Raw genomic sequence first — 13789 nt, 5'->3', positions numbered from 1 at the left:
CGCGCAGGGCTGCGCTCAGTAGAACGTGACGTGCCGGTGGCCGTACGGACGGGCGTACGGGCGGCCGTGCCAGACGTGGTGGCGGTGCCAGTGCCGGCGGAAATGGTGGTGCCGGTGCCAGTGATGGCGACGGTGCCAGTGGTGGCGGCGGTGGTGCCAGTGGCGGCGCCAGTGGTGGCGGCGGTGCCAGTGGCGGCGGTGGCGCCAGTGGGCCTGCTGCACCGCGGGGGCGGGCGCGGCGGCCTCGGCGCTCGCGGGGACCGGCAGGGGCGCCGCGCGCGCGGGCGCACTCGCCAGCCCGCCGAGCAGCGCGGCGAGGAGGACCAGGATCGGCCAGGGTCGCATCGTTTCTCTCCCGTGTGAGCGCCCGTCCGAGTCCAGCGGATCCGGGCCGGCACGAGGCTCGCGCCGTCGCCTGAAACGGCCAAGGTCGGCAAACGGTTCGATCCGTTCCGACTGCGCAGACGCGCCGCCCTCGCGCACCACCCTCGCGCACCGCCCTTGCGCGGGGCCGGAAAGCGCCCAGTTTCCGGAGCAGGCGCTTCCGGGCCGTCTCCCGCCCGGCTTCCCGATGAGCCGCGTAAGACTCCCATGGCGTTCGCGTTCCCTGACACATTCCGCGCCCTCCTCCCGCGCCGCTTCCGGGACCGACGCCCGCGGGTCGCGGTGGTCCGACTGTCGGGCACGATCGGGGCGGTCTCGCCGCTCCGGCCGGGCCTCTCGATCGGGGGCGTCGCGGGCAGCCTGGAGCGCGCCTTCGGGATGCCGGGGGTGAAGGCGGTGGCGCTGGTGATCAACTCGCCCGGCGGCTCGCCGGCGCAGTCGCACCTGATCCACCGCCGCATCCGGGCGCTGGCCGACGAGAAGGGCGTGCCGGTGATCGCCTTCGTGGAGGATGTCGCGGCCTCCGGCGGCTACATGATCGCATGCGCGGCCGACGAGATCGTCGCCGACCCGACCTCGATCGTCGGCTCGATCGGCGTGGTCTCGGCCGGGTTCGGCTTCCACGGCCTCCTGGAGAAGCTCGGTGTCGAGCGCCGGGTGCACACGCAGGGCGAGGCGAAGTCGATGCTCGACCCGTTCCGCCCGGAGGATCCCGCCGACGTGGAGCGCCTGAAGCGCATCCAGGCCGACGTGCAGGACCTGTTCACCGGCCTCGTCACGGCCCGGCGCCCGGGCCTGTCGACGTCCGAGAACCTGTTCACCGGCGCGGTCTGGACCGGGCGGCAGGCGCTGCCCCTCGGCCTCGTCGACGCCCTGGGCGACGTGCGCACCGCGATGCGCGCGCGCTTCGGCGAGAAGGTCGACCTGCGCCTCGTCGCCGAGGCGCGCGGCGGCCTGCTCTCCCGCATCCTGCGCCGGGGCGGCGCGCCGGGCGGGATCGACCTGGCCGAGGGGGCGATGGCCGCGTTCGCGGAGCGCGCGGCCTTCGCCCGCTACGGGCTCTGAGGGCTCAGGCCGCGACCTGACCGAGGAAGCGCTCGATCTCGCCCTCGAGGTCGGCCGCGACCGCGTCGACGGTCTGCGCCGCCTCGGTGACCGTGGCGGCCATGCGGGCCGAGCGCCGCGCGGCGCCGGCCACCGTGGTCAGGCCGCCCGCGATGGCCTCGGTGGCGCCGGCCGTGTCGGCGACGTTGCGGGAGATCTCGGCGGTGGCCGCGCCCTGGGCCGAGACCGCCGACGCGATCCCGCCCGTGGTGGCGCTGACCGCCCGCATCCGCTCGCCCATCCGGCCGATGGCCGCCACGGCCGCCGTCGTCGAGGCCTGCACGCCGGCGATCTGGCTGCCGATCTCCTCGGTCGCCCGCGCGGTCTGCGACGCCAGCGCCTTCACCTCCGCGGCCACCACGGCGAAGCCCTTGCCGGCGGCGCCGGCCCGGGCGGACTCGATCGTGGCGTTGAGCGCCAGCAGGTTGGTCTGCTCGGCGATCTGGCGGATCAGCCCGACGACGGCGCCGATGCGCCCTGCGGCCTCGGCGAGCTCGCCGATCTCGGCGTTCATGGCGTCCGACTCCGCGGCGGCCGTGGCCACCAGGGCCTCGGCCTGGTCGAGCTGGGTCCCGATCTCCGCGATGGAGGCGGAGAGCTCCTCGGCGGCGCTCGCGACGGTCTGGACGCTGGCGGAGGTCTCGTGCGAGCCGCGCTCGGTCTCGGCGACGGCGGCCTCCGCCTCGGCGGAGCTGGCCGCCATCTCGCCGGCCCGGGCGCGCATCGCGCCGGTGCTGGCGGTCAGCGCGTCCTTCAGGCGGACGATCTGGCCCCGGAACGCCTCGATGGCGCGGTCGAGCGCGGCCCGCCGCCGCGTCTCGTCGGCCGCGCCCGCGCTCTGCAGGCTCTCGAGCTCCCGGGTCCGCAGGCCGGAGACGCGCAGCACCTCGAGGGCGCGCGCCACCGTGCCGATCTCGTCGCCGCGCGCCGCGTGGGGGATCGCCGAGTCCAAGTCGCCGGCCGCGAGGGCCTCGATCCGCGCGGCGATCGTAGAAAAGGGCAGGAACAGTCGCGCCGCCGCCAGCCCCACGAGGGCGCAGGCCAGCACCGCGATGATCAGGGCGGCGACGCTGAGGCTCGTCATCGTCTGGGCGTGGGCGTCGAAGTACATCTCGATCGGCAGGCCGACGAACAGGATGCCGTTCACCTTGCCGGCGGCGTCGACTGTCGGCTGGTACACCGTGTGGTAGCGCCGCCCGAACAGGGTCGCCGGCCCCTCGTAGGTTCGCCCGCCGCGGATCGCGGCCTGGGCCGGGCTGTCGGCGGCGAGCGCCGTGCCGACCGCGCGGGTCCCGTCCTCCCGGCGCACGGTGGTCTGGCGCCGTACGAAGCTGTCGGAGGCGAGCTCGTAGCTGAACACCGTCGCCAGGCCGCCAGAGTAGGCGACGGCGTCGTCCACGACGCGGGCATCGGCGAAGCCCGACAGGCTCGGCGTCGACACCCGGGCGACGCGCGCGCCGTCGAGATCCGCCGCCGCGCCCTCGACCCGCGCCGCCAGGACGAGCGCCAGAGTTCTCAGGTTGCGCTCGCCGTTGGTGCGCTGGCGCGCTTCCATCTGCGACCAAGTCTGTCGCGAGACCGTAATCCAGATGGCGCCGGCGGTGAGTGTCACGGCGAGCATCGCCAGCAGGATGACTTTCGTCGACAGAGTCATCCTGCGCAGCGAATAGGAATGTGTGCGCATATATTGGTATCCGTGCCTATAGCCGGCCGGACACTCTGTCGTGAGGTTGAAATGACGGGTTAAGGTTCGCCAGAAAGGCGAGCTATTGCCGCAGATTTCAACCCTGCCCTGCGCGCCGGGCGGAGACGCGGGCGAGCGCCGCCAGATCCTTCTCACCGTCGCCGTGGCTGATCGCCTCGATGAGACCGTCCCGCAGCACGCTGGCGAAGGGCATCGGCACCCCGGCGCCTTCGGCCGCCTGCAGGGCGAGCCGCACGTCCTTGGCCCCGAGCCTGAGGATGAAGCCCGGTGGCTCGTAGCGGTTCTGCGCGATCGACGCGCCGTAGCCCTTGTAGACCGGCGAGGCGAACAGCGTGTTGGTCATCAGGTCGAGGAACTCGGCGCCCGGGATGCCGTGGCCCTCCGTCAGGGCGCAGGCCTCGGCCATGGCCTCGATCGCCGAGATCAGCATGAAGTTGCCGGCGAGCTTGACGGCGTTCGCCCGCGTCGGGTCGTCGCCGAAGCGCCAGGTCCTGGCGCCCATGGCGTCGAGCAGCGGGCCGGCGCGGTCGATGAGGGCTCCCTCTCCCGCCGCAACGATGTTGAGCTTCCCGGCCTCCGCCACGTCCGGCCGCCCGAAGACTGGGGCCGAGACGTAGGGGACGCCGGCCCGCGCGTGGACGGCGGCGAGCTGCTTCGCCAGGGCCACCGAGACCGTGCTCATCCCGATATGCAGGCCGGGGCGCTCCGGCCGGTCGAGGAGGCCGCCGGCCACGATCACGGCCTCGAGGGCCGCGTCGTCGGCCAGCATGGTGATCACGGCGTCCCCGGCGAACGCCTCGGCGGAGCTCGCCACCGGGGTAACGCCGTCGATGCCGCGCGCGGCCTCCGGCGAGCGGTTCCAGGCGCGCACCGTGTGGCCGGCCCGGGCGAGATTGGCCGCCATGGCGCGACCCATCCGCCCCATCCCGATGAATCCGACGTCCATGCCGTGCTCCTCGACGCGCTGTGCCGTCTGCCAACCTGGGAAACCCTGGCCGACGGTCAACGGCCCCGGCCGGATTTGCGGCGATGACGCGGCGTGGCAAGCTCGGTCCATGCCGCAGAATCGCATCACCGACATTCCCGGCCTGCGGGTCGGCCACGCCACCGACCTGCGGCTCGCCAGCGGCGTCACCGCGATTGTGTTCGATGAGCCGGCCATCGCCGCGGTCGACGTGCGCGGCGGCGGGCCGGGCACCCGCGAGACCGACCTGCTCGACCCCGAGCGCACCGTGGAGCGGGTCGACGCCTTCGTGCTCTCCGGGGGCTCGGCCTTCGGCCTCGACGCGGGGGCGGGCGTGGCGGCGTGGCTCGCCGAGGCCGGGCGCGGCTTCCCGGTCGGTGCCATGCGGGTGCCGATCGTCCCCGGGGCGGTCCTGTTCGATCTCCCCAACGGCGGCGATAAGGCCTGGGGCCGCTATCCGCCCTATCGCGAGCTGGGCTTTCAGGCCGCCGCGGCCGCGGCGGAGGATTTCGCCCTGGGCTCGGTCGGGGCCGGGACAGGCGCGCGCACCGGGCGACTGAAGGGCGGGATCGGATCCGCCTCGGCGCAGGTGCCGGGAACGGGTTTCCGCGTCGGGGCGCTCGCGGCCGTGAACGCCTTCGGCAACGCGACGATCGGCGCCGGGCCGCATTTCTGGGCGGCGCCCTTCGAAGAGGGCGACGAGTTCGGTGGTCTCGGCGCGCCGGTCCGGGTGCCGCCGGAGGCCCTCGCCTTCCCGGCCCGGGCGCTGCCGGGCGCCGCCACGACGCTGGCCGTGGTGGCGACCGACGCGGCGCTGACCAAGGCGCAGTGCCGGCGCCTCGCTGTGGCCGCGCAGGACGGCCTCGCCCGCGCGCTCGTGCCGGCGCACACGCCCCTCGACGGCGACCTAGTCTTCGCCGCGGCGACCGGCGCCGTGCCCCTCGCCGAACCGGTGGTCGACCTCGCCCGCCTCGGCGACATCGCCGCGCGCGTCCTGGCCCGGGCGGTGGCCCGCGGCGTATTCTCGGCGACGAGCCTGCCCGGGCACGCGCCGTCGCCGCCCCTGGCCGGCACGGGGCTTCCACCGGCCTGGCGCGACCTGTTCGGCGCCTGATCGGCGGCGCCGGCCCCGCCCCGCCCCGGCGCGGAACGATGCCGCAGGCCCGGGGTTACTGGCCGCGGCCGGAGGCCGCGACGCGGCCCGGATCGCACCGGGCCGCGCCCTGTGCCCAGCGGGAGAGAATCTCATGAGAATGACCGGCCTGATCGTCGCCGCGTCCGTCGCCCTGTTTGCCGGCGGAGCCCAGGCGATGCCCGTGGCACCGCTGACCGGCGGCGACGCCGCCGTCACCCTCGTCCGCGGCGGCTGCGGGTTCGGCGCCCATCGCGGGGCCTACGGCGGCTGCCGCCTGAATCGCGGCCCGCGCGGTGCGATCCGCCGCGCCGTCACCGGCGCTCCCCGCGGCTGCCCGCCCGGCCTCTATCGCGGCCCGCGGGGCGTCTGCCGCCGCTGAGTGACGGCGCTGGCGCCGCCCCCTGGGGTGGCGCCAGCGCGGGTTGCGGCTCTCGAGGGATGGCGGTCAGCGCAGGGGCGAGCGCCCCTGGGGGAGCGCGATCGTCGCGGTCGCCTCGGCGATCTGGTCCGGGCCGCCCTTCGGCGGCCAGATTCCCGCCTCGTAGGCGCGGGCTCGCAGCGCGGCCCGCTCCTCCAGGCTGCGGAAACCCCACACGTGCGTGATGCGCGGCGCGCCGTCGAGGGCGTACATGTTGACGACGAGGTGCTGCGTGTAGGCGCGTGCCGGCTCGATCGCGGCCTCCCAGGCCGCGAGGGTCGGCGGCAGGCCCCCCGGCTTCTGGCGATAGGTCCGGATCTCGTACACCCCGCCCCGGTCGCCCGTCCGGATCGGCGGCAGGAAGGGGAACGGGGCGTAGCTGTCCATCTCCAGCGCGGTGATCACGTGCCCGGCGTTGAACGGGTTGGCGCTGAGGAGGGCGCGCCGGCGCTCGGCGGTCATGTCCTCAGGCGCCGCGAAGCCGCGCAGCACGATCAGGCGCCCCAGCGTCCCGATCTCGCTGCGCCAGCAGCCGACCAGCTCGCCCTTGGCGTCGGGATCGTCCAGCCAGGCCTCGACGCCCTCCGAGACCTGACCCACCGCGAGCAGCGGGCACGAGAGGGTCGCGAGTTCGTACAGCATGGGCGCCTCGGCGACGTCGTCCCATCGACGTCACGCCGTCAAAGCGGGAGATCGTCTTTCGTTGCCATCGGGACGCGCGGACCAGCCTCCGCGCTGCCGGCCGAGCCTCACAGCTCGGCGCGGGCATCCTCCAGCAGCTGCGCCAGCCCGCTGTCGACCTCCTCGGCGAGCATCGTCCGCTCGGCGTCGGTGAGGTCCTTGGCCCAGGCGCCGCTGCCGAACCCGTCCGTGCAGCGCGCCCGCTCCGCGGCGATGTAGGCCTCGGTCTCGACCGGCCGGGTCTTCATCGCGTGGACGAAGCCGAACCATGCCGCCCGCTCCACCACCGCGAGCCGCGCCCGCAGCCGGATGGCCACCGCCTTCTCCGGATCGATCCCGTCCGCGCTCATCGTGGTTCTCCCGCGTCCTTCTCGGCGAGCCGATCCAGCAAGCCCTGGAGCTGCCCCGGCACCGGCTCGGTCGCCGAACGCGCGTAGAGGACGCGCAGTTGCCGGCCGATCTCCGCGAGGCTCATCGAGCCCTTGGCGATCACCCGGTCGGCCTGCCGGTTCAGGCTCTCCTTCTCGGCGGCCGTGACCTCCTTGGCGGTGAGCACCACCACGGGCACGTCGCCGTCGGGCCGCGACCGGAGGGCCCGCAGGAAGCCGAACCCGTCCATCTCGGGCATCATCAGGTCGAGCAGGATCAGGCTCGGCCGCGCCTGGCTGACCCGTTCCAGGGCGATCCGGCCGTTCTCCGCCTCGTCGACGGTCCAGCCCTCGCGGCCGAGCGACCGGCGCAGGCGCTCCCGGGCATCCGCGTCGTCGTCGACCACGAGGACCCGCGCCTCGTTCGGCGCCGCGGGCCGGTAGCGCTCCATCAGGCCCTTGAGCCGGTCCCAGTCGATCGGCTTGACGAAGTAGTCGGTGGCGCCGAGCGCCTGGCCGAGCCCCTGCTCGGCCACCACCGAGGTCATGATCACCGGCGTCCCGGCGAGGTCGGGGTCGTTGCGGACCGCGTGCAGGACCGCCCAGCCGTCCATGCGCGGCATCTCGACGTCGAGCAGGATCGCCCGCGGCTTCAGGGCCCTGGCGAGCGTCAGGCCGGCGCGGCCGTCGTTGGCGCTGCGGACGTGGAAGCCCTCGCGCTCCAGGAAGCGCTGGAGCAGCTCGCGGGCGGCCGGGTCGTCGTCGACCAGCAGCACCGTCTCGTGCTCCTCGTGCGGCTCCACCGGCGTGTGCGCCTCGGCCTCGGTCGGCGGCGCGTCCTCCGGGCGCAGGGTCGCGGGCAGGCGGATCGTGAAGGTCGCGCCCGCGCCCGGGGTGCTGGCGACGCCGATATCGCCGCCCATCGTCCGGCAGAACGCGCGGGTGATGGCGAGCCCGAGGCCCGTCCCCCCGAACTGCCGGGTGGTCGAATCGTCGGCCTGGACGAAGCGCTCGAACAGGCGGTCGATCTGGGCCTCGGTCAGGCCGATGCCGGTGTCGGCGACCGCGAAGGACAGCCAGTCGGCCCCCGCGTCCCGGTGCCGCCGCACCGTCAGGGTGATCGTCCCCCGCTCGGTGAACTTCGCGGCGTTGCCGATCAGGTTCAGCAGGCACTGGCGGATCTTGGTCTGGTCCTGGTGCATGGACCCGAGGCCGGCCTCGCCCGCCGCGCCGGCGTCGAGGACGAAGCGGTTGCCCTTCTTCTCGACCAGGGATCCGGTGGAATCGGAGACGTCCCGGAGCAGGTCGGCCACCGTGAAGGTCTCGGCCGAGGCGGTCATGCGGCCGGCCTCGATCTTCGAGATGTCGAGGACGTCGTTGATCAGCGACAGCAGGTGACGGGCGGCCGCCTCGATCTTGCGCAGGTCCGGCAGGAGGGCGGCCTGGCCGATATCCTCCAGCTCCTCGCCGAGCATCTCGGAGTAGCCGATCACCGCCGAGAGCGGGGTGCGCAGCTCGTGGCTCATGTTGGCGATGAACTGGCTCTTCGCCCGGTTGGCCGCCTCGGCGGCCTGTCGGGCGCGCTCCACCGCCTCCTCGGCCTCCTTGCGCTCGGTGACGTCGACGCAGGTGCCGACCCATTCCCGCAGGGAGCCGTCCTCGGCGAGGACCGGCACGCCGCGCACCTCCATGGCGCGCCAAGCCCCGTCGTGCCGCCGCAGCCTGTACTCGACCTCGTAGGTCGCGCGCGCCTCCACGCAGGCGGCCCAGGCATCGGCCGCGTGGCCCCGGTCGTCGGGATGGACGGCGTCCAGCCAGCCCCAGCCCTGGTAGGCCTCCTCGGTCTGGCCGGTATAGGTGCTCCACCGGACCTGCGGCGGCATCAGTTCGCCCGCCGCGTCCGTGTTCCAGATCACCGCCGCCGAGGCGTCCACCAGCGCCCGGAAGCGCTGCTCGGAATGGCGCAGGCGCTCCTCGACCGCGCGGCGGACGGTGATGTCGGTGTTGGTCCCGTACCAGCGCAGGATCCGCCCGGATTCGTCCCGGTAGGGCAGCGCCTTCGACAGGAACCAGCGGTAGCTCCCGTCGCGGCCGCGCAGCGGGAACGTGTCTTCCCAGGACCGGCCCAGCGTGATCGCGGCGCGGTAGCGCTCGGTCACCGCCGCGACGTGGTCCGGGTGGTGGACCGTGCGCCAGCCCCAGCCCCGCATCTCGTCGAGGGAGGTGCCCGTGTAGTCGTACCAGCGCTGATTGTACCAGACGATGGTGCCGTCGGCCTCGGCGATCCAGGCGAGCTGCGGCAACGTCTCGGCGAGGTTGCGGTAATCGGCCTCCGTGACGGATCCTGGGCCGCTCTCAGTCTCGCTCATCGACCCGACGCTGTCCCGTCACCCGCCCCGCGGCGGCTCGAACCAGTATTCCTTATACACGCATCGCGTCCGGATCCGACCGCGCGGTCGCGGGAGCCGGCGGCCGGCGAAACCGCAGGGCGTCGATCGTGTAGAGCGCGAGCGCCACCCAGATCAGCGCGAGCATCAGCGCCCGATGCGGCTCGACGCGCTCGCCGTAGACGAGGACGCTGAGGACGAGCAGGCAGGTCGGCGCCACGTACTGCAGGAGGCCCAGGGTCGTGAGCCGCAGGCGCACCGCCGCCGCGGCGAACCAGATCAGCGGCAGCGCGGTGGTCAGCCCCGTGAGCATCAGCAGGGCACGGTCCCCCGGCGCGGCCGGCAGGAACGGCTCGGGCGACAGGACGAGCCAGACGATCGCCGCCGGCAGCAGCAGCAGGGTCTCGGCCAGGAAGCCGACCAGCGCGTCGACGCCGACGATCTTCCGGGCGAGCCCGTAGAGGGCGAAGCTCACTGCCAGCGACAGCGACATCAGGGGCAGTTCCCCGGCCCACACCACCGCGACGGCGACGCCCGTCGCGGCGATGCCGATCGCGACGGCCTGCGCCGGCCGCAGGCGCTCGCCCAGCACCACCCGGCCGAAGGCCACGCTCACCAGGGGATTGATGTAGTAGCCGAGGCTCGCGTCGAGCAGGTGCCCGCCGCTGACGGCGTAGAGGTAGAGCAGCCAGTTCACGCCGATCATCGCCGCCGAGAGCAGCAGCAGCGCGTGGCGCTTCCGGAGGGGCAGCGGCAGGTTGAGGCGGTGGCGGGCCGCGAGGATCAGCGCCAGCGCGCCGGCGAACACGCTCGACCAGACGATCCGCTCCGACAGGATGTGGTACGGCGTGTAGGCCCCGAGCATCCGGAAATGCACCGGGACCACGAGGCCCCAGCTCAGATAGGCGGCGAGCGCGTAGACGAGGCCCACGGAGTCCTCCCGGTCGACCCGGATGGGCGGCCGGGTCCGCGGGCTTTAGCCCGGACGGCCCGATCGCGACAGGCCGGGCGGTGCAGGGCTGCCATCCGGACCGGCGAGCCGACCCCGGGCGGCCCGGCTCGCGGACGGCGCTCCGGCTACGGCGCGATCCAGCCACCGGACCACCCGCCGGCCAGCCGATGCCAGGCGGCCCGGCGGTGTCCGCGGCGGTCGAGATAGAGGAAATCCAGCCGCTCGGCCCGAACCAGAACGGCGGCGAAGTGCGGCCGGCCGAGCGTCGCGGCCGCGGTCTCGTCCGGCAGGCTGTAGGCGTCCCCCGCCGGAAGCGACGTACCGGGGCCGGGCTCGGCCCCGTAGCAGACCCGGCTCATCGCCCGGGACCCGGTCCAGGCCGCCTCGGCCAGAGCGTCGTCGGTGTGCAGCGTGGCGCGGCCCTCGACGCGGATCTGGATCTTCGCGGCCGCGTCGTAGGCGGCGAGGGCGCAGGCCGGATCGGCCAGGATCTCGGCGGCCTTGTCGGAGCGGCGGTCGCAGTGGAACCGGAGCGTCCCCTCGGCCGGGTCGGCGGTGCGCAGGACCACGGTGCGCAGCCGCGGCCCGCCGTCGGCCCCGAGCGTCGCCAGGGTCGGCAGGTGGAAGCCGCCGCGGCCATGGGCGGCCCCGTCCGCCAGCAGCCGCCAGAGTTCCGCGAAGGTGGCGTCGAGGTCGTCGTAGAAGGCGGGCAGCGGCGTCCGTGTCATGCGGCGCCCCGCTTCCTCCGGCGCTCGCGGAAGATCAGCGCGAGGTTGCGCAGGTAGATGCCGGTGGAGAGGCTCTGGCCGATGATGATCACCGGCTCGCGGCGCACGAACCCGTAGACCAGCGTCATCATCCCGCCGAGGATCGACAGGAACCAGAACGACAGCGGCATCACGCTCCGCCCGGCCCGCTCGCTGGCGATCCATTGCAGGATGAAGCGCGATCCGAACACCACCTGGGCGACGATTCCGAACACCAGCCAGAAGTCGAGCCGGGTGACGAACACGTCGTAGAAATAGGCCGGCAGATCGTGGGCGAGCTGGATCAGCATCCGACGTCCTGGTCCGCGGGTTGGCCGGCCGGCGGCTCCGCCGGCGCGCCGGCGGGGCCGGCGATCTCCTCGGGCCGCGGGTCCGCGCGCTTGCGCCGGATCAGCCACCAGACGCCGGCGAGATCCAGAAGCCCCACCCAGAGGCGGTCGAACAGGCCGTAATTGGACACGCCCGTCAGCCGCGGCCGGTCGACCACGTCGCGGTGGACGACGGAGAAGCCCTCGCGGGCGACCAGGGCCGGCATGAACCGGTGCAGGGCGTCGAAGTACGGCAGCCTGAGATACACGGCGCGGCGGAAGACCTTCAGGCCGCAGCCGGTGTCGCGGGTGGAATCGTTGAGGATCCGGCCGCGCACGCCGTTGGCGATCCGGGACTGGAGCATCTTGAAGCGGCCATCCTTGCGGCCGCGCCGCTGGCCCTGGGCGAGACCGGCCCCCGGTCCCGCCGCCTCCAGGGCCGCGAGCAGCGCGGGGATGAAGGCCGGATCGTTCTGGCCGTCGCCGTCGAGGGTCGCGACGATCCCACCGCGGGCCGCCAGGACGCCGCTGCGCACCGCCGCCGACTGGCCGCCGCTCCGCGCGTGGCGCAGCACCCGCAGCCAGGGGCGCCCCGCCCGGGCCGCCGCCAGGGCCGCCGGCGTGCCGTCGGTGGAGCCGTCATCCACGTAGATCAGCTCGAAGGCGAGGCCCGCGCAGGCGGCCTCGATCTCGGCCACCAGGGGCGCGATGTTGCCGGCCTCGTTCTTGACCGGAACGACGACGCTGAGATGGGGGGATCCGCTCACGGCGCCACCGCGTAGGCCGTCACGAAGACCCGGCGGCCGGTGTTGAGGTTGAAGCCCTCGACCTCCGCCATGGGCGCGGGCGCGCCGCGTCCCACCGGCCAGGCCGCGTTGAAATCGTCGCGGTCCCGGGACTCCACGAAGAGCAGGCGGCAGCCGCCGCCCTCGAGGAAGGACCGGGCGGCGGCCCCGTCGGGCGGCAGGGCGAGGCCGGTGCCGACGAGGAAGACGAGGCTCGGCTCGCGGTAGCCGAGGCTCGCCACGAGCGGGTTCGGGCAGGGCATCCGCTCGCGCAGGGCCGCGAGCCGCGGCGAGACCTTCAGGGCCGGCAGCGAGCGCTGCGCCACGCCGAGCACCGCGGGCCCGAGCAGGGCGGAGGCCAGCACGCCGAGGACGAGCGCGCGCTCGGCCGACCCGTGGGCGAAGGCGAGCCAGGCCAGGAATGCGACCGCGCAGGCGGCGGCGAGCAGCGGGAGGGCCGGCCACGGGATCGTGTGGGCGTCGAGGCGCCAGCCGGCGAGGCAGAGGCCGAGGGTCAGGGCGACCGGGATCGCCGGCAGCAGCAGGGCCGTCAGGCGGGCGCCCCGCAGGCGCGGGTCCAGCGCACCCCGGTTCAGCGCCAGCACGGTCAGGATCGCGAGCCAGGGCATCAGCGGCAGCACGTAGTGGGGCAGCTTGGTGGGCACCGCCTCGAAGATCAGCCAGGCCGGCAGCACCGCGGCGATCAGGAAGATCACGGCGGGCTCCCGCCGCGCCCGCCACGCGAAGGGCAGGCTCATGGCGGCGAAGGCCGCCCCGGGCCAGAAGGTCGCGAAGAACACGAGCGCGTAGGCTCCGGGCGGTCCCCAGTGCCGCTCGGCCACCCCGCCGACCTTGCCGAGCATGTCGTGCCCGACCGCCTCGGCATAGAACGCGCCGCCGCTCTTCCAGGCGATCGCCGCGAACCAGGGCGCCACCAGCAGGAGCGTCAGGGCGAGGCCCGGCCACGGCCGCAGGGGCAGCAGCCAGCGGCCGGACCGCGCGACGAGCGACAGGCCGAGCGCCGGCAGCGCGACGAAGAGCGGCACCATCGGCCCCTTCACCAGGATCCCGACCGCCATGCCGAGCCAGAACGCCGAGAAGGTCGGCCCCGAGACCGGCTTGCCGTCCCGCGGCGCCAGCCACGCGCGGGCGAGCGCGGCGAGGCTCGCGGTGGCGCAGGCGGCGAGCAGCGCGTCGGTCTTGGCGAGGTGGGCCTCGGCCGAGAGCATCAGGCAGGCGCCGTAGAGGCCGGCCGCCAGCAGCGCCGACCGGCGGGGCAGGAAAGCGAGCGCCGCCCAGTAGGCGAGCAGGACCGAGGCGACGGCGCCGATCAGCGAGGGGATGCGGTACAGGGCGATCTGGGTGCGGGCGCCGGGCACGCCCAGCGCCTCGCCGGCCGCCACGGCGGCGGCCTGCGCCCAGTAGATCCCCACCGGCTTCTTATGCCGCGCCTCGCCCTGGAAGCGGATATCCACGAGGTCGCCGCTCTCCAGCATCTGCTTCGAGGCCTGGGCGAAGCGGGGCTCGTCGCGGTCCATCGGCTGCAGCGAGATCTGGCCCGGCAGGAACAGGATCAGGCACAGCGCCAGCAGGGCGGCGACGGCCCTGCCATGGGTGAGGCTCAGCGCGTCGAGCCCGCGGCCGATCCGGTCGACGGGGACAAGGCGCGGCGCGCCGCCGGCGGAGAGGCTCGTGGTCATGCCGGGCCGGTCAATCAGGAACGCGGCGCGAGGTCAAATACGGCGGTGCCGTCGCCGGTCGCGACGGCGGGCGCGCACATCACGATGCGCGGATGTGGCGCCGCTCCCGCCGCGCGTCCCGGCCCTGAGGT

The 13789-nt window shown here is 74.3% G+C and carries 14 protein-coding genes; 3 read left to right on the top strand and 11 right to left on the bottom strand.

Annotation, left to right across the window (positions count from 1 at the left end; all coding sequences use genetic code 11):
* Positions 1-15: 15 nt before the first annotated feature.
* Positions 16-345, bottom strand: coding sequence for a hypothetical protein (locus tag ASG32_RS26980; protein WP_056532391.1), 330 nt, complete (start codon positions 343-345; stop codon positions 16-18).
* 246 nt (positions 346-591) lie between these two features.
* Here ASG32_RS26980 and ASG32_RS26975 point away from each other — a divergent pair, with 246 nt between their 5' ends.
* Entirely contained in the window at positions 592-1449 is an 858-nt protein-coding gene (locus ASG32_RS26975; RefSeq protein WP_056532389.1) for a S49 family peptidase, read from the top strand.
* A 4-nt stretch (positions 1450-1453) separates the two neighbouring features.
* Here the strand turns inward: ASG32_RS26975 and ASG32_RS26970 are convergent, their stop codons facing one another.
* A complete protein-coding gene (locus tag ASG32_RS26970) occupies positions 1454-3142 on the bottom strand; it encodes a methyl-accepting chemotaxis protein (protein WP_244492240.1) in 1689 nt (562 codons plus the stop codon).
* Positions 3143-3269: 127 nt separating this feature from the next.
* Positions 3270-4250 (bottom strand): NAD(P)-dependent oxidoreductase, encoded by a 981-nt coding sequence (locus ASG32_RS26965; protein WP_348271902.1) that lies wholly within the window; start codon positions 4248-4250, stop codon positions 3270-3272.
* Between ASG32_RS26965 and ASG32_RS26960 the strand changes: the two genes are divergently transcribed.
* Together ASG32_RS26960 and ASG32_RS26955 are read left to right on the top strand one after the other, a co-directional pair.
* The gene (locus tag ASG32_RS26960; protein ID WP_056532384.1) at positions 4249-5271 is read left to right on the top strand and encodes a P1 family peptidase; all 1023 of its coding nucleotides are present in this window, start codon (positions 4249-4251) and stop codon (positions 5269-5271) included. The genes ASG32_RS26965 and ASG32_RS26960 overlap by 2 nt on opposite strands.
* A gap of 133 nt (positions 5272-5404) precedes the next feature.
* Positions 5405-5671: a hypothetical protein gene (locus tag ASG32_RS26955; protein ID WP_100252347.1), complete on the top strand. Its 267-nt coding sequence runs from the start codon at positions 5405-5407 to the stop codon at positions 5669-5671.
* A gap of 66 nt (positions 5672-5737) precedes the next feature.
* Here ASG32_RS26955 and ASG32_RS26950 read toward each other — a convergent pair whose 3' ends face one another.
* From ASG32_RS26950 to ASG32_RS26915, 8 genes are all read right to left on the bottom strand, one after another.
* Entirely contained in the window at positions 5738-6352 is a 615-nt protein-coding gene (locus tag ASG32_RS26950) for an NIPSNAP family protein (RefSeq protein WP_056532382.1), read from the bottom strand.
* A gap of 107 nt (positions 6353-6459) precedes the next feature.
* A complete protein-coding gene (locus ASG32_RS26945) occupies positions 6460-6741 on the bottom strand; it encodes a hypothetical protein (protein ID WP_056532380.1) in 282 nt (93 codons plus the stop codon).
* On the bottom strand, positions 6738-9128 hold the full coding sequence (locus tag ASG32_RS26940; protein ID WP_056532378.1) for a response regulator: 2391 nt from the start codon (positions 9126-9128) through the stop codon (positions 6738-6740). Before ASG32_RS26940 ends, ASG32_RS26945 begins: the two co-directional genes overlap by 4 nt.
* Positions 9129-9180: 52 nt before the next feature.
* Complete coding sequence (rarD, locus tag ASG32_RS26935) at positions 9181-10077, bottom strand: EamA family transporter RarD (protein WP_056532376.1); 897 nt, start codon at positions 10075-10077, stop codon at positions 9181-9183.
* Between the two features lie 146 nt (positions 10078-10223).
* Positions 10224-10826 (bottom strand): pyridoxamine 5'-phosphate oxidase family protein, encoded by a 603-nt coding sequence (locus ASG32_RS26930; protein ID WP_056532374.1) that lies wholly within the window; start codon positions 10824-10826, stop codon positions 10224-10226.
* On the bottom strand, positions 10823-11155 hold the full coding sequence (locus ASG32_RS26925) for a lipid-A-disaccharide synthase N-terminal domain-containing protein (protein ID WP_020095404.1): 333 nt from the start codon (positions 11153-11155) through the stop codon (positions 10823-10825). Before ASG32_RS26925 ends, ASG32_RS26930 begins: the two co-directional genes overlap by 4 nt.
* A complete protein-coding gene (locus tag ASG32_RS26920; protein WP_056532372.1) occupies positions 11149-11940 on the bottom strand; it encodes a glycosyltransferase in 792 nt (263 codons plus the stop codon). The genes ASG32_RS26925 and ASG32_RS26920 overlap by 7 nt, the downstream gene beginning before the upstream one ends.
* Complete coding sequence (locus ASG32_RS26915) at positions 11937-13658, bottom strand: glycosyltransferase family 39 protein (protein WP_056532370.1); 1722 nt, start codon at positions 13656-13658, stop codon at positions 11937-11939. Before ASG32_RS26915 ends, ASG32_RS26920 begins: the two co-directional genes overlap by 4 nt.
* Positions 13659-13789: the final 131 nt, after the last annotated feature.

The organism is Methylobacterium sp. Leaf361 (assembly GCF_001424445.1).
Lineage (GTDB): Bacteria > Pseudomonadota > Alphaproteobacteria > Rhizobiales > Beijerinckiaceae > Methylobacterium.
Note: the sequence above shows the minus strand (reverse complement) of the source record. Positions and strands in the feature narration are given on the sequence as shown.